Origin of the sequence: Aureliella helgolandensis (genome assembly GCF_007752135.1) — a bacterium.
GTDB lineage: Bacteria > Planctomycetota > Planctomycetia > Pirellulales > Pirellulaceae > Aureliella > Aureliella helgolandensis.
In genome coordinates this window covers 8033659-8052140 of the sequence record NZ_CP036298.1, presented here as the reverse complement: position 1 = coordinate 8052140, position 18482 = coordinate 8033659, and the positions used below count along the sequence as shown (strand labels likewise).

Here is an 18482-nt window from a genome sequence, read left to right as displayed (position 1 = left end):
CAGTAGAATGAACAGCTACAGAAATACGAGAGGCAGATTGCAGGGCTGCCGATTGCGTTGCGGCGTAACAGCCTTGCGGGGACTGCTCTGTGGAGTGGGGCTGCTGTGGGGAATTCAAAGCGCTAGTGCTCAGAGCCCCCGAGAGGAATTGTCGGTCAGCCAGCCTGAGAGCGAAGACCGCTCGGACACGCAAGCGGACGCGGGGGCCGAGAGTGGGAATCGCAGATCGCGCTCGCGGACGCTCGGTACTCACAAGCCGCAATCTCCGGAGAGTGAGTCTGCTGCCAGCGAACGAGAAGCAGATGTGTTGGAGTTCGTGCGGGAACATCAGCCTAAGCTAGCCAAGTTGCTCCTTTTTCTCAAGAAGCAAAATCCGAACATGTATCGGCAAGCAATGCGAGAGATGTCGCGCGCCCACCAACGCTTGTCGTCCTTGTCGCAGCGTGACGCTGAGACCTACCAGATCGAGCTCGATTTGTGGAATACCCGGTCGCAACTCCGTTTGTTGGCCGCCGAGATGTTGATTGCGGACGGGAAGTCGCGGGCAGCCCATCAGGAGCGATTCGAGGAATTGGTGGATCTCGAAATCTCACAAGACTTTGCCCGGCTGAAGTTGTTGGAAGAGCGCGCGGCCAAGCAATTGTCGCAAATTCAGACGCAACTCGAGCGGCATGCGAATGGTCGAGAGGAATTGAAAGCCAAGTCCATGAAGAGTTGGGAAGCTCGGATGAAGCGGCAAACGCCACGTCGTTAGGAGAACACTCGCCGGGGTGTTGGAGCATACTAACGCCCGATTATTTGTTGGAGAGAATGTCGAATGGTAGGATCGCAAATGAGCCGATTTCTGTGGCTGGTGTGGATCAGCTTCGTGTCCAGTACTGTGGCCGCCGAGCCAGCGGGTGGAATACTTACGGGAGAGGCCGTGCAGGTTGCTCTACCACCGATCTATCAGAGGTTTGCACCACGAGCACTGCCAACTTCCTCAGATAAAGAGCTGACTCCGGAGGAGCTTCAGGGCAGTGGCCCAGTCACGGAAGAAGTGCCTGACTTCCAACGCCATGTGTCCCCTTTGCTGGGGCGTTTGGGCTGCAATGGTCGCGCTTGCCACGGCTCGTTTCAAGGGCAGGGGGGATTCGGACTCTCCCTGTTTGGATACGATTTTGTCGCGGATTACAAAGCCCTATTGGAGGATGGAGCGGCCCGTGTCGACCTCGAGGACAAGTTGGAGAGTTTTGTTTTAACGAAGCCGGTTAGCGCAGAAGATCATGGTGGGGGCGAGCGCTTTGCGGTTGGAAGCTGGGAGTACTGGGTCTTGCGCAAGTGGATCGAGGCTGATGCTCCTTTCGATACGCAAGAGGTGCAGCATTTAGAACATTTGCACGTTTCTCCAGCAGAACTTTGGTTCGGAAGAGCAGGGGATCAGCAGCAGGTCCGTGTGGTTGCAGAGTGGGCGGATGGTAGTCGCGAGGATGTGACGGCGCTGTGCCGATTTCATTCCAACGACGATGCGATCGCGGACGTCAATGCTGAAGGCTTGGTGACAGGTGGAGAGGCGGGGGATACGCATGTTGTGGTCTCTTACGACAATGCAGTAGTACCCATTCTGGCGCTGCGGCCCGTGACAAGTGACTCTGGCAAACCGCAGCAACTCGTGCAAACCGAGGCGCGAACGGAAGTGGATCGGCATATCGCCGTCAAACTACAGAAGCTGGGAATGCGGCCCTCCGCATTGTGCACCGACGAAGAGTTTTTGCGGCGCGCATCGCTGGATGCGATTGGCACGCTTCCCAGTGCTGCGGAGGTGTTGGCATTCACTGCCGATGAATCGGCTGACAAGAGGCAGCAGAAAGTTGAAGAATTGCTGGAGCGACCTGGATACGCGGCTCAGTGGACCACGTTTCTCTGCGACATTACCGGTAATAATGACGATCAGCTTCGCAATTTTTTGCCGCAATCGGTGCGTGTCGAAAACCAATGGTACCAGTGGGTTTTGAAACGCGTCCGGGATAATGTGCCCTACGACCAACTGGTCGAGGGAATCGTTACAGCCAACAGCCGCCAGCCGGATGAGTCGTATGTTGAGTACTGCGAGGTGATGAGCGAGTTGTGTCGCGATTCTTCGGGAGCTGGATTCGCTGAGCGACCAGGGTTGGTGCACTATTGGGCGCGGAATAATTTTCGCACGGCGGAAGAGCAAGCCATCGGTTTTGCTTACTCTTTCTTGGGCGTACGCATTCAGTGTGCGCAGTGCCACAAGCATCCGTTTGACCAGTGGTCCAAGCAGGATTTTGAGCAGTTTCAAGGTCTCTTTGGCGCTGTGCAGGCTCGCCAGAATACGTTGGCTCCCGATAGCAAACGAAGTTTTGCAAAAATGCTCACTTCGCTCGATGTCGATAGGGAGCTCAAGGGCAATTTGCTACGACGTGAATTGAGCAAGTTGTTGGTCGATGGCGAAACTATTCCCTTTCCCGAATTGACGGTCAATACGCAATCGGCGGCGAACCGTAGGGCCAAGGCAAAAGGGAGAGGCAAGCCCGTGGAGCCTCCTAAGGCAAAATTGCTGGGAGGCGAGTGGGTCGAATTGGATGGAAGCGATGCACGAGAGCAGTTGATGGCTTGGTTGCGATCGGAAGAGAATCCCTATTTTTCCAAGGCGTTTGCCAATCGTGTGTGGGCCCAATACTTTGGAGTCGGCATCGTTGATCCACCCGATGATTTGAGTCTCGCCAATGCGCCTAGCAATGGCCCATTGCTGGAGCATTTGGCCAGTGGCTTTCGCGAGTCTGGATTCGACATGAAGTGGCTGCACCGAGAAATCTTGAATAGCGATGCCTACCAACGCAGCTGGCAACCGAACGAGAGTAATGCAGAGGATAGGCACAATTTTAGCCACAGCTTGCTGAGACGCTTGCCTGCTGAGGCGACGCATGATGCAGTTCGTACGGCCCTAGCGAACGACGCTCTGGGGAAGAAGGTTGCGGAATTGGAGATGCCTCGCGCCCTGACCGTGGCTGGTGCGAGTCCACGCTCTTTGGCGAAGACCGATTCCACCAGCTATACGCTAAGCGTTTTTGGCAGGAGCGTGCGAGAGTCCAACTGCGATTGCGATCGTTCGAGTGAATCCAGTTTGTTGCAGACCGTGTTCCTCCTCAACGATACTGCGGTCCATGAATGGCTGGAGGATCCAGCCACGAGCTGGGCCGCCGCGGTAGCGCGCAAATATGGTTGGCAGATTACAGGGGCTGGACCCGCGAATGCGGCGCGCCAGGAAAGATTTGAGAAGCTGATCGAATCGTTTGGCAAGCAGATGGACCGCATGCAGCAGCAGATGCAACAAGCTCGAGCACGCGGGCAACAGCAGCAGGTCAAGCTGCTTCGCGAGCGGCGTGATGCGCTAATGGGCAAAGCGGAACAGATTGCCAAGAGAAATGGTTTGGAGGATGAGTTGGAGCGAGTGTTAGCTTCCTCAACGGTTGAAATTCCCGAGAGGGGGCAACCCAAGCCCGTAAATGCAGCGATCACTGATGAACAGGCGGAGTGGATTGTCGAGAACGCGTACCTGCGAACCGTTAGTAGGCAGCCTAAGCCAGAAGAGCAGAGCGTGGCCATGAATTTCCTGCGGACCGGTGACGACCCGGTCGAGGCCGTTCAAGCGCTGATGTGGAGCTTGGTCAACACGAAAGAGTTTATTCTCAATCACTAAAATCGCGAATCAAATACAGCTTTGAGGGAGATGAAACATGGTCTTGCATCGTACCTGTGACGGACGGACTCGCCGCGATTTTCTGCGCGTCGGTAGCGTGGCGGCCAGCGGCCTGACTCTGGCGAACTACTTGAAACTCACGCATGGGGGAGAGGTGCGGCAGGGGGCACCGGCCAAAGCCGCAATCTTTATCGATCTGCCGGGTGGGCCATCCCATCTGGATTCGTTCGATCCCAAGCCGCAAGCACCGAGTGAAACGCGTGGTACCTTTCAACCCATCGCCACCAACGTGCCAGGCATCCAGGTTTGCGAGCACTTGCCGAAGTTGGCGCAATGTGCGGACAAGTACACAATCCTGCGTGGTGTCAGCCATACTCTGGCGGCTCACCGCCTCGGGCAGGAGTACGTGAACACAGGCAGTCGACCACTAGCTTCGCTGGAATACCCGGGCTTCGGGGCGGTGGTGACTAAAGAACTTCCTGTTGCCAAGGAGCTACCTCCCTTCGTCGCGATTCCTCGCGGTAGCCAACGCGCCGGCTTCTTGGGCATTCAGTATGCTCCCCTGAACACCGGTAGTTCTCCCAAGGCGGGGCAGCCCTATCATGTGCGCGGGATTTCATTGGGGGAGGATTCCACACTCGAGGAAATCGAACGGCGAAGAGGCCTTCTGAAGGGATTGGATCAAACGTTCAGCGAACTGCAAGAGAGTGATCAATTGTTGGTAGGGCTGGACCGTTTCAATCAAAAGGCGTTCGATATGATCACAAGTCGCCAAGCGCGCGAGGCCTTTGATATTTCCAGAGAGTCCCCGGTTTTTGCCAAGCAGTTTGAGCCGGAGAATTTTTCGCAGAGTTGCTTATTGGCGATTCGCTTAATTGAGGCTGGCGTGCGTTTCGTCTCGCTTTCGTTGGGCGGGTGGGATACGCACACAGACAACTTTACCAAGCTCAAAACCCAATTGTTACCCAAACTGGATGCCGGGCTCTCCTCCCTGCTGACTGGATTGGAGCAGCGCGGCTTGCTGGAATCGACCTCGGTGATGACGACCGGTGAGTTTGGCAGGACCCCAAAAATCAATACCCGCTCCGCTGAAGGGGGCCGCGATCACTACCCGCGTTGCATGTTTATGCTCATGGCCGGAGGTGGAATGCTGGGGGGGCAAGTGATTGGTGAGAGTGATGCCACCGCGTCAGGGCCCGCACACGAGGCGATCAAGCCCGATGACGTCGCCGCTTCGTTCTATCACAGCCTGGGAATCGATCCTCGGCAGGAGTATCACACCGAAACGGGCCGCCCCATCACGTTGGTTCGTGACGGGCAGGTGATTTCCCAACTGTTTGGGTAGTTCCAACCGGTCTTGGGATGCCAGGTCGAGAGCTCATGGGCTAGGAAATTCAGACAGACCAACTAGACTGCGAGACTTACTCCGTGTTTTGTCTCGACCAGTCGCATTGTGATTCCCATGCAAGCCCTACCCCAACTAATCCTTAATTCTCGCAACGCCGGAAATTTTACGGGGCATCATCCCTGGGTCCTCAATCGTTCCATTATTGAGCCGACATCCGCAGTTGCGGCGGGACAAGCGGTGGAACTCGTGACATCATCTGGGCAGTGGATCGGCCGTGGAATCTACAATCCGGCCAGTCGAATTCGGGTGCGATTGTATCAGTGGGATGCCAACCTGAATCTCGATTCTGCCTGGGTTCTCGGGCAGGTCGAGCGTGCGGTCAACCTGCGGCAGCATTGGCTACAGAGTCACCAGGCGTTGACTGCCGTCCGGCTCGTCAATAGTGAGGGAGATGGGTTGAGCGGCTTGATCGTCGACCAGTTCGGTGACTATATCGTCGTTCAGGTAACCGCGTTGGCCATGCTGGGGTGGTTGGATGAAATCGTGGCCTGGCTGCAAGAGCGCTTTCATCCGCAGGGGATCTTCCTACGCACGGATGCGAAGACAGCCAGCAACGAGGGAATGGAGCCGCGTGATGAATTGCTACGTGGCGCCGCACCGGAGTCGTTGGTGGAATTGGTGGAGAACGACGTGCGGGTGGGGATCGATCTAACTTCGGGCCAAAAGACCGGTTACTACCTAGATCAACGTGCGAACCGCTTGCGGGCAGCCCGCTGGGTCCAAGCAGGGGAAATGCTGGACGTGTGTTGTTATTTGGGCGGTTTTTCTTTGGCGGCGTGCCGCTGGGGCCAGCCGACCAAGGTTACCGCCGTGGACAGCAGCGCCAAGGCGCTCGAGCAAGCGCAGCAAAATGCTCATCTCAACGGCTTTGCTCAGATTGAATTTCAGAAGGCAGATTGCTTTGACTATCTTGAGCAAACGGTCGCGACGGGGAAGAAATTCCAGACGATCGTCCTCGACCCCCCGCGTATGGCTGGCAACCGCAACCAGGTGCCTGCAGCACTGCGAGCCTACCACCGCCTAAATCTGTCTGCGGTGAATCTTCTACAGCCCGGGGGTATCTTGATTACCTGCAGTTGCTCGGGCCGCGTCGGTCGCGAAGATTTCGTGGGCATGCTCGGCTCGGTAGCGAAGCGAAGTCGACGAAGAATTCAGATCCTGGAGAATACGGGAGCGGACGTCGACCACCCCGTCGATGTGAATTGTCCAGAAACCGAATATCTCAAGTGCCTGATTTGCCAAGTCATTTAGCCACAGGTCGCTTGGCAATCTAGCGGTGAATACCAACTCATTGGAGGAGGGGCACTGACCGCGCACGAAAAATGGTCATGATATGCCGCTCCATCGTCACACCATGACCATCTATGTCGTGGGAACGGAATTGCTTCCGTTCTCGACTCCCAATCCGTGGTACCAATAGTATCGGAAGAATGGGAGTCGAAACTTCAGTTCAATAACTGCACAGCGAGGGCTAGTGCATTGTCCAAGCTTAATTTTCGGGTTGCCCGGAAAAAGGTGTCCGACACCAAAAGCCGGAACGGCCCTTCGGGTGCTTTGCACTTTTGGTGTCGGACACCTTTTTCCGAACGCTCGCTAAACCCTAATTCTTAAGTCTTGACAATGCGCTAGTGGTACTTCAGATCGCTAGGAGCTGTGGCTACGTTGGTGCGAGGGGTGGGTTGGGAACCGAGGTAGACGGGAGGTTGCGGTGCGGCGGAAGTCGATCCGCACGTTGCCGAGTCACAGCCACTGGGGGCTGGGGGAAAGCTTAGGTGCTCGAGATAGCGGTTCCGCGGTCGGACCGTGGCCGCATCGCAGGCACCCGATGCACAGCTACCGGTGCTGCATCCCCCAGTGTCACAGCCTGCTGTGCCACACGTGCCACATGGGCTGCCACCAAAGTGGCTGTGAAGTTTTTCGCAGAGTGTCGGAGCGTGGATGTGCGCCCACATGGCGGCACAATCGGCCGCTCGTTCATTGGGATAGTTCGCCCACAGGCCTTGGCCACAGCCTTGACGCAACAGGAAGCTGGCTAGCGGGTCGGTGCGATGGGCGGTTTGCGGCCAAGCGACTTGCGAGAGGTGTGTCTGCTCCATACCTGCGATGGTGCCGTAGTTGTTGATCGTATCGACAATGGCTGGATTGTAATCGTGAGGAGATACTAAAGCATTGGGATCGCTAGCGTTCGCTTCGTGAGGAGAGAACGGCTCAGCCGGGATGACTTCCGTGGGAGCCGGTGGTGCTGGTGCGGGCGGAGCTGGAGGCGTCGCGGGCTCTCGCAGTGCTTCGATTAAAGCTTCTGTGTTGCCAGCGGAGTCGGAGGTAGGTGCCGCCAAATCAAGTGCATCTGATTGTGCCGCGACAAGCCGAGGTGCTGGGGTGGGACTTCCGAAACCCCCTAACACGCGTACTTGAGCAAACGTCGAATGAACACCACAGCAAGAGAAGGCAGCGGCGGCGAGTGCGATCTTAAATTTCATCTTTGGTACCCTTGTCGAGAAGTGGCGATCTTAGCCGAATCCATGGCGCTACGCGTTCGGAGAAAGGACAGCCAGTCTCGGCACATCATGTACACAAGAGTTGGCGCATGATTCACGCAAACGGTAGAGTCTCACATCAAAAAAGGGCACCACGAACCTAATCCCTCGAGATGGCAAACTGGGCCACATGAACTGCGGGGCTGGTGCCGCAGCGGGCGTCGTGGGTGCTTACTGAAACTATTCACCGCGGCTAGCGAAGTGCAAGTTTTTGCTAGCTAAAAAAATATGCAATCGGGCGACGACGGGCGCAACGCAAGGGCTAGCAAAAGAGTGAGCATTGCACCGTACTCTCGCGATGCAGAAGGCTGTAGCGGCTGGGTTGGCTTTGCGGGGCTGTTGAAGTAGTAAGCCGCTCCGCGAGCAAGGAAAGGTGGTTACTGCTACAGGACAATGGGGAGTGGCTACCTCCGCACAAATTTCAAATTGCTATTAAATCAATAGCTCGTTGCGGTGGGGTTCTGGCAGCTGGCGTGAATGGTCGTTCTGCCAGCTCTGCCTGGGCTGTGCGACCAAGTTGTGCGACCGAGAGGAGTCTGAAGGCTTACTGTCCTTAAGCTTTCGCTGCCAATCCTGAGTGCGTTTTCATCAGACAGCCCAGGGGAGTCATGGAACGGGGCGCCGTGGTTGATGAACGGCACGACGCTTCAGCGATTCGCCGAACAGAAGATGCATCACTGAAACATAGAGGCATCACCGCTGCGCATCGTAGACTCGCTCTTTGACTAGCTGCCTTTGAGGCTCTTCAGAGGGCTGCGAGCGGCTTGGAGTAGTCGTTGACGTATCATGTAGAGATGTGTGCTTTCCTCGATCTTCGCATGATTCATATCGGTTACATAGAACACGTCGACGACCTGATCGAGATGGGTACTAATTTTTGCAAATTGCAAAATTAATTCCATTTCGAAGAGCGCCTTCGAAACTGAATAGAGAAGTCCCAAGCGGTCGTAGGCGAACAGGGTAATGATGGTGTGGCTCTCGGAGGTGCTGTTGTCAAACCGCACTTGCGTGGGTTGGATCTCCAGCGACTCCGAATTCTTGGAGCCTCGCGAGGACCATTTCATGGGGAAATTGGGAACGGCGGGGCTCTCGGGATTTAGGGATTGATTGATTTTTTGACAGACGAGATCGATCCGTGACTGCGGGGGGGCGCCTTCGTATTCTTGGTCTTCAACCAAGAAGCGATCCCAGGCGATATCGCCTGGTTGTGTATGGATGTCGGCGGCATTGATTTGCATGCCCAGGCTGGAGATGACGCCGGTGATGCGGTGAAAGGCCCCGATGGGACGGCCCGTTTGCCGCGTAGCGATCGTGTACTCCACGGCTTGTTGCGATTCGATGTAGCGTCCCCAAGTCAGCGAGGGCTTATGCTCCAATTCGAGTAGATTGGCCAGTTCGCTGACAGCCAAATGCGGTGGTGTACGCATTAGGTAGCCGATGGGAAGTGCATCGATTTGCCCCTTCCACCAATCCTTACCAGGGTTAATATTGGCGGGGACTGCATGGAGGATGGCTTCGCGGCGAGAGGTGATTTCGCCGCGGAATCCCTCCCCGGGTTTATCATCTCGAAAGTGCGAATCGGTTTGGTAGTAGAGTTGGAGTAGCAAGTCGACCTTCCACTGATTGACCACATCGGGTCCAACGCTGGCTAAGTCGGCGTAGGTTAGCAACAGCAAGAGTTGCAGGCGTTCGCTGGAGCCAACCACCGAGGCGAATTTGACGGCCGCTCTATTGTCGCTCAGGTCGTACCGAAAGGCGGTGTGGGCTAGCAGCAGGTGTTGGTGCACAAGGAATTCCAGCGTCTCCTTGTCTTGCGCCGACAGGCACAGCCGATCGGCTGTTTTGGCGGCAATGCGTCGGCCCACTTCGCTATGATCCTCTGCAAAGCCTTTGCCAAGGTCGTGAATCAGCAATGCTAAGTGCAGGATGGCTTTGTTTTTTAGGCCGCGATACATGATTCCCAGAAGGGATTCGTCCGACTCTAGGTCGGTGACGCAATCAACCGCTTGAATTGAGTGAGCGTCGACGGTGTATTTGTGGTACTGGTTGAATTGCAGCAGGCACCGCGCGTGGGTCATCCCTGGAATGATCTGTTCTAGCACGCGCAGTTCGTGGAGGCGTCGCAGTTGATCGGCAAGGTTACCGGAACTGGAGAGGAGTTCCATAAAGCGTTGAATGGTAACATCGTCGATATCTCCGGCTTGCCGCGTCAGCATCGCGGCGCGAATTTCGCGCCATGTCGTGTGTTCGATCGGCTTGTCGAACAAGCTCGAAACACTCATGAGTTCCAGCACTGCAGCAGGATCGCGTTTGAGACGCTCTAAGCCCGATTTCGTGGCCCACACATGCCGCCAACCGACGCGGTAGTCGCGACGTACGGGGAAGGCCACGGTATGTTCAATGGACTTGGCGATGGGAGATTGCCACTTCGCCGAATTGGCGAAATGCGCGCTGCTATACCGGATCTCACTGGTGTGCTCGAAATACTGCTTCATAAACTGCTCAACCGGCAAAATCCCCTCCTCACCTTCGAACCCACTCCATTCGGCGAGGCGTATTTGCAGGGCTCGATCGAGTTGATCTTGAGACTTGCCGGCGGTGAAATGCATTTGATTGCGCAGTCGCAGCAGGTATTGATATCCCCGTCGAAGCGCTTGGTGATCTTCCGGTGTGATGTGCCCCAACTGGGCCAAGCGTTCGATATCGCATTCGCCGAACTTCGCAAAGCCGATCCATCGCATGAGTTGGATGTCTCGCAGTCCTCCCCGTGAGCGTTTGATGTTGGGCTCGAGGAGAAAGACCGTCTCACCGTACTTGCGACGCTCCTCAAATCGAGCGTGTTCCACCTTGCGGATGAGCTTTTGACTCCGTCGGCGAGCGCCTTGGCGGAGTCCGCGAATATAGGTCGCAAACAGTTCCGTGCTGCCAGCCATCAGGCGGCTTTCCGCCAGGGAGCTGAAGACGGTTGCGTCGGACCAGGCGAGCTTCCAGGATTGCTGTGGGGTTCGGAGTGAGAAGCCGAGTTGGCAACCCGAATCAACAATCCATTGGCTCAGCAGTCGAGCCACCGAGACCGCTTCGGTGGCCACGGACTTGGAATGCAGCAGCATCAGGTCGACATCGGAGAAGGGGGCCACGTCGCGCCGACCATAGCCTCCATGGGCAACCAGTGAAAATGCGCCACTGGAGTTCGCCATGCCAGACTGTTCTAGAGCCAGATCGAAAAGGTCGAGTACGATCGAGTCCACCAAATCGGTCAAACGCACGCACACATGCAGGCCGGGCGAACCTGAATCGTGTTGGGCGCGGAGCTTTTGTCGGCCTTCGTCGAGCCGTTTTCGCGATTGGATGACTGCCGCTGGCAAGCCACCTATTACGGGCATGTAATCCTCGTCGGACTGGGTTGAATGAGTACAGAAGCCATCAGCCGCTCTGGGGGCAGAGAGGCAAGCAAGGCGTTTGGTGTCTGACGGAGTCCAGCATGGGGCGATGTGGACCAGGAGCATGCACGGGAGACGCGGTGGAGTTTAGATGGCCTCTTCGCCACTTTCGCCTGTCCGAATTCGAACCGCATTGCTGAGGTCTGTCACAAAAATCTTGCCATCGCCAATTTGACCAGTCTGAGCTGTTTGCAAAATGGTGTCGATCACAATCTGCAAATTTGCGTCGGTGCAGACCACTTCGATTTTGACTTTAGGAACGAAATCGACTGCGTATTCTGTACCACGGTAGATTTCTGTGTGTCCCTTCTGCCTTCCATAACCTCGGACTTCACAGACCGTCATGCCGTGAATGCCTTGTTCGGTAAGCCCGTTTTTGACATCTTCGAGTTTAAAGTGCCGTACGATGGCCTCGATTTTCTTCATCCGTTATCTCCAGGATTCTATGCGAGCAATTCCGCGGTGGTTTCTCAGTAGAGAATGTATTTGCTTGGGACAAGCAGTCTGGGGACGCTATTCGGCGAGCGGACGCATGGAATCTTTCGCTCGTCTAATCTACAACTTTTCCTCAATCGAGGCTCCAACCACTTCGTTGGCTGCTGAGAAGTTTCAGCTGCCAAGCCGCCGTGCCCAACAGTCTAGCGTTTTGCGGCGCGGCTCGGAATCGGGAGGAACCAAGAACTGGGAAAGTTCGTGTCCTAAGCGAAAAAAGCTCAGTTGCTACTCTTATTATTAGGTTTTAGCTCTACGGGGTTCAGCCGTTTGCGAACGGCGGGCTCTAACTCGGCTTGCGCCACGGGATATCCTGCACCCCTGCGCAGTGATTGTCGTATCGAGCTAGGACGAACAGCAAATCGCTGAGTCGGTTGAGGTAGATAACCACCAAATCACACTCGTTCGCATCGGGTTGGAGAGTGAGATGGACGACCTCGCGCTCGGCGCGACGGCAAACCGTGCGAGCCCACTGGAGCATGGACGATCCCTGTGTTCCGCCAGGCAGGACGAAGCTCTCTAGCGGGGCAAGTTGCAGCTGCATTGCGTCAATACGAGCTTCAAGCGCTTCGATGCGTGCCAGATCGAGCAAACGCATGCCTTGCTTGTCCGCGTTGGGAGTGGCCAACTCCGCTCCGATCGAGAAGAGGTCGCTCTGGATCTCTTGCAGAAAGGTGGTGAGGGGGACCCCGTCCTGGAATAACAACTGGCTCGAACTGGCGATGACTCCCAGCATGGCGTTCAATTCATCAACCGTGCCGTAGGCGGCAATGCGTGGGTGATCTTTAGAAACGCGGGGTCCTGCGAACAGGCCCGTAGTCCCCTTGTCGCCGCTCTTGGTGTAGATTTTCATCAAATGTGTTGCGAGGTTCAACGAAATAAGAGGTTTAAATGGCCACTCGAGTCGAAGCTGCTGGATTCTTGCTCTTCTCTAGAGCTGTTCCTCCGAGCTTCCTGCTGATGAAGCATAAGCATCGGTGGGATCTTCCTAAAGGGCATGCCGAACCGAACGAGAGCATTTTAGCAACTGCTTTGCGAGAAACCGTGGAGGAAACCGGGATCCCCCCAGATTGCATCGAGGTCGATCCCGATTTTCAGTTCGTGTTGGAATATCAAGTTGACAACCAGCGGCATGGCGTCCATATCAAGCGCGTCACTTATTTTCTTGGATATCTAGACCAGCCTCGAGAAATTGTCCTCACAGAACATCTGGGATACGAGTGGTTCCCGTGGCCGGTGGAGCAGGCGATTCAAGCGGAGACAATCGACCCGCTGCTGGCCGCGGTAGCGGAATACCTAGATCGGCCCTCACTCCACCATTGAAATTCCAATCTCCAGTTTCGGCATGACCTCGAGGACCGGCAATATCGCCCCATAGGGATTCTCACTGGACAGTGGGGAATCCAGCAACTTGATGTAGTTGGTATTCGTAGGGCCACCGCGAGTCGCGTCGAGCGGCAGCCAGTGATCGTCGATCCAGGCTTCGGTCCACATGTGGAAGCTGAGTTTGCCATCGGGGGATGCAAGCAAACCACTAGCACATCTGGCTGGAATATCGCGGCATCGCAACAGGGTTGCCAGTAGGACGGCACATTCGGTACTGTCGCCTTTCAGCGATTGGCTGGCTTCCAAGGCCGTTTCAAAATGGCTGGAGAGGGTGGGTTCCAGCTGCATGTTTTGGAACACCCACTGAGTTAGTTCGAGGGCGAGATCTGTTGAATTGAGTTCAGCTTGAGCGGCTTTTAGGCTGAGCGCTTTGAGTTTGGGGTGCTCGGTTTGCAGGAAGGGGGAGGCGGCTAAGTAGTCGCTCAAGTTGTCGGGCGCGGCGATCGCTGGGAAATCTGCTAAAGCGATGTGTTGGACGGTCAGGGCGGCACTACGCGCACTGACCGACTGCACGGCTTGTGCCCCTTCGCGTGGCAGTAGGTCGTAGGGATCGACACCCAGGCCGTCGACTTTGTAGACAATGGTTTGCGGCTGAGAGTCCTGGGGGAGTGTCCCCGCTAACGGGATGTCGAACGATTCCATGTCATCGATCTCGTATCCGGCTTGCATGCTCTCGATCATCGCCACGGTGGTTCGAAAGGTGCTCATGTTGAGACCGCTCAGTGAAACAGTTTTTTGAATTTCACCTTGGGCATCGACCCAGTTGCGAGTCCGCACACCATTGTCCTCATCTGCCATCATCACGATATCGACGGGCAGAAGTTCGGCGTGGCCACTTTCAGGAAGCGTCGTTGTTTCCCAGTCGCCGGCGATCAACTCTGTATCCACGATCCGTTTTAGTTGGGGAAGGAATATTTTGATGATTCGCTTTTCACCGCGCACCATGGGCTTTTGCATCAGTACCGCTTGGACGCCCATCGCCCCCCAGGTTCCCGCTTCCATTGGGATCGACTGGGTCTTGATCGTTCCGGCGACTTCCGTCTTGAGCTTCAGGACCTGACGAACCAACTTGCCCTCGGTGGTCGTCACGTTATCTCCATGCGTGGTGGTCTCGGTGAAGTCGACTAGGCCGCCATTCATCGATTCCAGAGATTCGAACTGAATCTCGACGCGCGACAGCTGCCCGGCTCTCATGAATTCCACGGAGTCGGTGCGTTGGACGGTGATCTGCTTGGTCCCCTCCAAGGCGGAGGCCGAAATCTTGAAATGGGTGTAGCCAATTCTGGCGTTGCCCACGTACTGCAGAAAGGCGGCTTCCCAGGGAAGTTGCTCCGCAGTGATCCACGGGCCATCGCCGGCCAGTGCGACCGATGTAGGAGGTGGGGTGGTGGATTGCGGAGAAGGAGAAGCAGAACGGGGCGGCGATTCAAGTTCGGCCGTGGGGGTAACACTGCTACTCACCGCTTTTTCGCCAGTGGTTCCGGGAGATCCAGTGGCTGGGGGCGAAGCGTCGCCCGCTTGTTCCGCCTCCAGCGCTTCCGCTGCAGCCGCGTTTTGCTGGGCTGCCAACGCGCGGCCGGCGGCTTCCCGCTTCTGCTGGGCAGAGTCGCATCCGAGGGCTAAACAAAACAATACCAAAGGCAGCAAACGTGGAGCCCAACGGCAAGGGTGCAGAACGCTCATGGTCTTCATTCAATGAGGTTAGTTTGGGCTCGAAACAAGCAGGCGGTTGGCTGCCAAGTTGACTCGCAGAACGCCTCCCGGAATTCCATCATGTTGCCTGCGACGCGAAATTGGAATCGGTTTAAGTTGACTTTTCGCATCACGGTGGAAGTGCAGGTTCCGATTCTAGGGGCTATGGCAGTTGGAGTGGAATAAGTAGCTAGGAAAATTCACAACTTTGTAGGTTCGCGGACTCGGAGGTTTAAGGTGACCTAGCTTTGGTTGTCCTGAGAACCAAGGGCACTGTGGCATTGGTCCACGGCCAACGTGTAAATCCCCAACTGAATTAATCTTAGTAAGAGAATCAAGATGGGCTCGCAGCAACGCTCCCAAGTCAACACCTCCTCCTCCGCGACTTCCAGTTCGAAAGCAGATGCTCTTACAAGCTTCGGAAGCTTGTCCGACGAGCAGCTTGAAGCCCACTTGTTGGTCTCCAACTACGGTGCTTTCGAATTGACCGATGCGATTCGACCCTCGGTCGATTTGCAGGTCGTGCCTCGGCAAGGGTTTCGACACGATGTTTACTCTGATCCGACAACCAAGGTCAAAGTACCTGTCATGATGGCCTCTGCTACGAAGCGCAGGTTGTTTGACTTGTTCATCGACATGATCGATACGCTGGGTCCGGTTGTCGATGTCGTGCTCGAAACAAGCCATTATCATTCTGGGGGGCATCAGGATCACTATCGCGAGCATATCGATATGCCTGTGCTCAAGAGCATCCTCTACGATTTCGAGGAGATGCTTCTCAATGATGGCTGTACCGGAATTGCGGTGCTCAACCCACAGCGCCAACAAGAGGTGCAATTCGACGAACACAAGCTGATTATTGCTTATGGATCACCGTTAGAGTCCTTCGAGCGAGTGCTGATCGACCACGATGTGTACGTTGATGAGAAGATTCGGTTCGTGACCGAAGCGGAACACGTTCATACCAGCAGCGATCAAATGTTCGACCAGTTCCAACAATTGACCATGCGACTCGGAATGGAATCTGAGGGAGATGTGACCACTTGCTGAATGCTACCGGGAGTGCTTTACTCCTCCCGGGCATGGATGGCTAAGATGGTCGAGGGGTTAGACCGGATCCTGCAGCCGCCGCTGATTGCGCCGGCTGCTGCAATCTTGGCAGACCCCTTGAAGATGGTCGAGGGGTTAGACCAAGTCCTGCCGCCGCCGCTGATTGCGTCGGCTGCTGCAATCTTGGCAGACCCCTTGAATGATCAGGCGGTGGCTGCGAGCTCGGAAGCGGTGGCTCCGCGCGATTTCCTCTCGAAGCAAGGTTAACTGCTCCGACTGGAATTCCAGCAAGCTCTTGCACTTCACGCAATACAGGTGGTCGTGCTCGGGATATCCGTAGTCGTGTTCGAAGACGCTACGGCCATTGAGTTCGAAGCGACGCAATAATCCCGCATCGACAAATTCTTTGAGCGTACGATAGACAGTTGGGCGGCTGACATAGTTGCTGTCACCCTTCTTAGGGAGCTGTTCGAGCAACTGGTCGGCATCGAAATGCTCATGCCGGCTGAATACCTGCTCAACCAAGAACCGCCGCTGCTCGGTTTTTCGCAGACCGCGACTCAAGAGGTACTCCTCAAAACGCTCTAAGGGCGATTGAGATACCTGGACCGCTTCTAAAGGGGTACCCGAGCTGGCGCCAGGTGAATTTTCGTGACGGTCTGATTTGGAAAGCATAGAAATAGCGAGGCCACGCATTTGGCAATGCCAAGCGGTGTATCCCATTGGAGCGACGAGTGTAGGAAGCGCTATGGATCAGATCTTGCGCCAGCCCGATGACCACTCATTGTACGCCGACCTACCGGGACATTACAGGCGCCCCACCACGCAACGGCTGAACAATCGAATTTAGCCGCAGAGACAGTCCCCCTGAAGTGACTGCTTGTAAGGCGAGGCAAGCATCGACGAGAGCTGCGACGAGCGAATACCAGAGTCCGCCCGTTTTAGCGGCCCCGATCTGAGATCGCACCCCACATAGCTACGCAAACGTATCGAGGAGCTTATCGAGAGCTGCCGACATGTTTTCAGGAGTTTCATAGGTGCCATCGGCAATTGCCTGTCGCAATGCCGCCACTTTTTCAGTGCGGATCCCGTTGATACTTTGGCCGGATCCGGTCGCTTGTGACTCGCTGATTTGCTGCGCTTCCAAAGATAATTCGAGTTGGTCGTTCGCGCTGTTCGCCGCAGACGGTGCCTCAACGGGGCCCGCTGCCTTAGCGCCAGCTGTACGACTGATGGATTGAATTGCTTGAGTCTGTTGCAAACCGTGTATTTGCATGTAGGTAGATCTCCCCTGCGAATGTGAGTCGTAGTTCTTATAAGACAGCAAGTCGGCTGAGGTCAAGTCCAGTAGCGCGTCGCATTCCTTGTCGGAATCGAATAGTGCTGTCCATAGTCACCAAGATGAGACTTCGCGAACGCAGTGGGTACAAAGGTAGTTATCGTCCCGTTCAATGCTAGCACTCAGCAATAATCAACGACTTCCGGTTGTGCCCACTGCAGCAGAAATAGCAGTCTGCTTGGTTGCTCCCAAAACTACACCTATGCGACCTGCTATGGAACCCCAGCCAGCTATTTCTTACGATGGTGGAACTCCGTTCCTTATGTTCTTGCTGTTGAATCTTGATGCGCTATTGTCTGGTTACTTCACAGTCCAATTGGGGTGGAGGTGAAACTCTCTTGCTCTCGATCAGCCGCGAGCTGGAGCAGGCTGGCCATACGATTGCTTGGATTGTTCGTGGCGATTGTGAAGTTGCCGAACGGATCAAGCAAACTGGGACTGATGTGGCCTATGAGAGTCGAGGACGCGGAACCAATGTTTCCGATTTGCTAGCGATCAAATCTGTACTCGACAATTGGCGGCCCGATGTGCTGCTCATGAACGACTCCCACGCGGTGGTGTTGGCCGGTATCGCCGCGCGGTTGACTCGCCGCCCCGCCCCCCTGTGCTTAGCGTACAAGCACACCGTTTTTCCGCTAAGAAGCAAACGCAAGTACCGCTGGCTAGCCGATCGCCTGATTTGCGTTTCCGAAGCAGCGCGAAGTACGGTCATTAGTGGCGGCCTGCCACGCGAGTTTACGGAGGTCATATACGGAGGGTGCTGTCCCCCTGTCGTGCAGCCCGACGCTCACCAGGCGATCCGCCAGCAACTGAAGCTGAAGCCGGAGGAGTTAATGCTGCTGGCGGTTGGGAACCTGATGGAAGTCAAGGGGCATGCAGAGCTCATCGAAGCGGTACACCTTCTCAATCCAACTCGTCCCATACGAGTATTTATTGCCGGTAAAGGCGAGCGGCACGCTGCATTGCAATCGCAGATCGATCGCTATCAATTGAACGGTCAGATCGAGCTTCTCGGATTTCGTTCCGACGTCAATGCGTTGCTGCAAGCAGCGGACCTCGTGGTGCACCCCTCGCACGCTGAGGGACTGCCGTTGGTGATCATCGAGTCTTTGATGCTTGGCAAGCCCTTGATCGCCACGCCCGTGGGAGGCGTGCCCGAATTGCTTTCGACGGATCCTGGTAAACAAGGACTGTGTGATGCGGGCGCTTTAGATATCGGAAACGCTTGGTTGGTCCGGCCGGACAATGTCCCGAGTCTGCTGGAAGGCCTGCAGCTAGCGTTGGCTGAATTGCCAGATTTGTCTGCTAGCCGACTCGAGGCCATCGAGCAGGCGCGGCTACGGACCGTCGACACCTTCAGTAGCGCTCGGCATGCAGCCAGACTCACCGAGTTTGCAAGCCAGCTTGTGAGCGACGGCTACTAGCCATGGGGCGG

At 55.8% G+C, this 18482-nt stretch carries 14 protein-coding genes; 7 read left to right on the top strand and 7 right to left on the bottom strand.

What is annotated here, in order from left to right; genetic code table 11:
* Positions 1 to 7 precede the first annotated feature (7 nt).
* From Q31a_RS28405 to Q31a_RS28390, 4 genes are all read left to right on the top strand, one after another.
* Positions 8 to 754 carry a hypothetical protein gene (locus Q31a_RS28405; protein WP_145085866.1) on the top strand — a complete coding sequence of 249 codons (747 nt, stop codon included), beginning with the start codon at positions 8 to 10 and terminating at the stop codon, positions 752 to 754.
* 78 nt (positions 755 to 832) lie between these two features.
* Positions 833 to 3703 carry a DUF1549 and DUF1553 domain-containing protein gene (locus Q31a_RS28400; RefSeq protein ID WP_197355863.1) on the top strand — a complete coding sequence of 957 codons (2871 nt, stop codon included), beginning with the start codon at positions 833 to 835 and terminating at the stop codon, positions 3701 to 3703.
* 37 nt (positions 3704 to 3740) lie between these two features.
* Positions 3741 to 5048: a DUF1501 domain-containing protein gene (locus tag Q31a_RS28395; RefSeq protein ID WP_145085860.1), complete on the top strand. Its 1308-nt coding sequence runs from the start codon at positions 3741 to 3743 to the stop codon at positions 5046 to 5048.
* A 117-nt stretch (positions 5049 to 5165) separates the two neighbouring features.
* The gene (locus Q31a_RS28390; RefSeq protein WP_145085856.1) at positions 5166 to 6362 is read left to right on the top strand and encodes a class I SAM-dependent rRNA methyltransferase; all 1197 of its coding nucleotides are present in this window, start codon (positions 5166 to 5168) and stop codon (positions 6360 to 6362) included.
* 374 nt (positions 6363 to 6736) lie between these two features.
* Here Q31a_RS28390 and Q31a_RS28385 read toward each other — a convergent pair whose 3' ends face one another.
* The 4 genes from Q31a_RS28385 to Q31a_RS28370 all read right to left on the bottom strand — a co-directional run bounded on the left by Q31a_RS28385 (position 6737) and on the right by Q31a_RS28370 (position 12433).
* A complete protein-coding gene (locus tag Q31a_RS28385; protein ID WP_145085853.1) occupies positions 6737 to 7591 on the bottom strand; it encodes a hypothetical protein in 855 nt (284 codons plus the stop codon).
* 782 nt (positions 7592 to 8373) lie between these two features.
* A complete protein-coding gene (locus tag Q31a_RS28380; RefSeq protein WP_197355862.1) occupies positions 8374 to 11031 on the bottom strand; it encodes a bifunctional uridylyltransferase/uridylyl-removing protein GlnD in 2658 nt (885 codons plus the stop codon).
* A 144-nt stretch (positions 11032 to 11175) separates the two neighbouring features.
* A complete protein-coding gene (locus tag Q31a_RS28375; RefSeq protein ID WP_145085848.1) occupies positions 11176 to 11514 on the bottom strand; it encodes a P-II family nitrogen regulator in 339 nt (112 codons plus the stop codon).
* A 352-nt stretch (positions 11515 to 11866) separates the two neighbouring features.
* Entirely contained in the window at positions 11867 to 12433 is a 567-nt protein-coding gene (locus tag Q31a_RS28370) for a cob(I)yrinic acid a,c-diamide adenosyltransferase (RefSeq protein ID WP_145085844.1), read from the bottom strand.
* 38 nt (positions 12434 to 12471) lie between these two features.
* Between Q31a_RS28370 and Q31a_RS28365 the strand changes: the two genes are divergently transcribed.
* Entirely contained in the window at positions 12472 to 12903 is a 432-nt protein-coding gene (locus Q31a_RS28365) for a bis(5'-nucleosyl)-tetraphosphatase (protein WP_145085841.1), read from the top strand.
* Here the strand turns inward: Q31a_RS28365 and Q31a_RS28360 are convergent.
* Positions 12889 to 14649, bottom strand: coding sequence for a transglutaminase-like domain-containing protein (locus Q31a_RS28360; protein ID WP_197355860.1), 1761 nt, complete (start codon positions 14647 to 14649; stop codon positions 12889 to 12891). The two genes, Q31a_RS28365 and Q31a_RS28360, sit on opposite strands and share 15 nt — an antisense overlap.
* 348 nt (positions 14650 to 14997) lie before the next feature.
* Here Q31a_RS28360 and Q31a_RS28355 point away from each other — a divergent pair, with 348 nt between their 5' ends.
* Complete coding sequence (locus Q31a_RS28355; protein ID WP_145085834.1) at positions 14998 to 15708, top strand: hypothetical protein; 711 nt, start codon at positions 14998 to 15000, stop codon at positions 15706 to 15708.
* Positions 15709 to 15843: 135 nt separating this feature from the next.
* On the opposite strand, the gene Q31a_RS28350 is transcribed toward Q31a_RS28355, so the two are convergent.
* On the bottom strand, positions 15844 to 16383 hold the full coding sequence (locus Q31a_RS28350; RefSeq protein ID WP_145085831.1) for a Fur family transcriptional regulator: 540 nt from the start codon (positions 16381 to 16383) through the stop codon (positions 15844 to 15846).
* 301 nt (positions 16384 to 16684) lie between these two features.
* Positions 16685 to 16984 carry a flagellar biosynthesis anti-sigma factor FlgM gene (gene flgM / locus Q31a_RS28345; protein ID WP_145085828.1) on the bottom strand — a complete coding sequence of 100 codons (300 nt, stop codon included), beginning with the start codon at positions 16982 to 16984 and terminating at the stop codon, positions 16685 to 16687.
* Between the two features lie 347 nt (positions 16985 to 17331).
* On the opposite strand from flgM, the gene Q31a_RS28340 reads away from it, so the two are divergent.
* Complete coding sequence (locus tag Q31a_RS28340) at positions 17332 to 18471, top strand: glycosyltransferase (protein ID WP_231690982.1); 1140 nt, start codon at positions 17332 to 17334, stop codon at positions 18469 to 18471.
* The last annotated feature ends 11 nt before the right edge of the window (positions 18472 to 18482 follow it).

Excerpts from the sequence above, each read along its gene's own strand:
- Q31a_RS28395 (WP_145085860.1), top strand. The coding sequence starts at position 3,741 with ATGGTCTTGCATCGTACCTGTGACGGACGGACTCGCCGCGATTTTCTG.
- Q31a_RS28385 (WP_145085853.1), bottom strand. The coding sequence starts at position 7,591 with ATGAAATTTAAGATCGCACTCGCCGCCGCTGCCTTCTCTTGCTGTGGT.
- Q31a_RS28390 (WP_145085856.1), top strand. The coding sequence starts at position 5,166 with ATGCAAGCCCTACCCCAACTAATCCTTAATTCTCGCAACGCCGGAAAT.
- Q31a_RS28400 (WP_197355863.1), top strand. The coding sequence starts at position 833 with ATGAGCCGATTTCTGTGGCTGGTGTGGATCAGCTTCGTGTCCAGTACT.
- Q31a_RS28350 (WP_145085831.1), bottom strand. The coding sequence starts at position 16,383 with ATGCTTTCCAAATCAGACCGTCACGAAAATTCACCTGGCGCCAGCTCG.
- Q31a_RS28355 (WP_145085834.1), top strand. The coding sequence starts at position 14,998 with ATGGGCTCGCAGCAACGCTCCCAAGTCAACACCTCCTCCTCCGCGACT.
- Q31a_RS28380 (WP_197355862.1), bottom strand. The coding sequence starts at position 11,031 with ATGCCCGTAATAGGTGGCTTGCCAGCGGCAGTCATCCAATCGCGAAAA.
- Q31a_RS28375 (WP_145085848.1), bottom strand. The coding sequence starts at position 11,514 with ATGAAGAAAATCGAGGCCATCGTACGGCACTTTAAACTCGAAGATGTC.
- Q31a_RS28340 (WP_231690982.1), top strand. The coding sequence starts at position 17,332 with ATGCGCTATTGTCTGGTTACTTCACAGTCCAATTGGGGTGGAGGTGAA.
- Q31a_RS28370 (WP_145085844.1), bottom strand. The coding sequence starts at position 12,433 with ATGAAAATCTACACCAAGAGCGGCGACAAGGGGACTACGGGCCTGTTC.
- Q31a_RS28405 (WP_145085866.1), top strand. The coding sequence starts at position 8 with ATGAACAGCTACAGAAATACGAGAGGCAGATTGCAGGGCTGCCGATTG.
- Q31a_RS28360 (WP_197355860.1), bottom strand. The coding sequence starts at position 14,649 with ATGAGCGTTCTGCACCCTTGCCGTTGGGCTCCACGTTTGCTGCCTTTG.
- Q31a_RS28365 (WP_145085841.1), top strand. The coding sequence starts at position 12,472 with ATGGCCACTCGAGTCGAAGCTGCTGGATTCTTGCTCTTCTCTAGAGCT.
- flgM (WP_145085828.1), bottom strand. The coding sequence starts at position 16,984 with ATGCAAATACACGGTTTGCAACAGACTCAAGCAATTCAATCCATCAGT.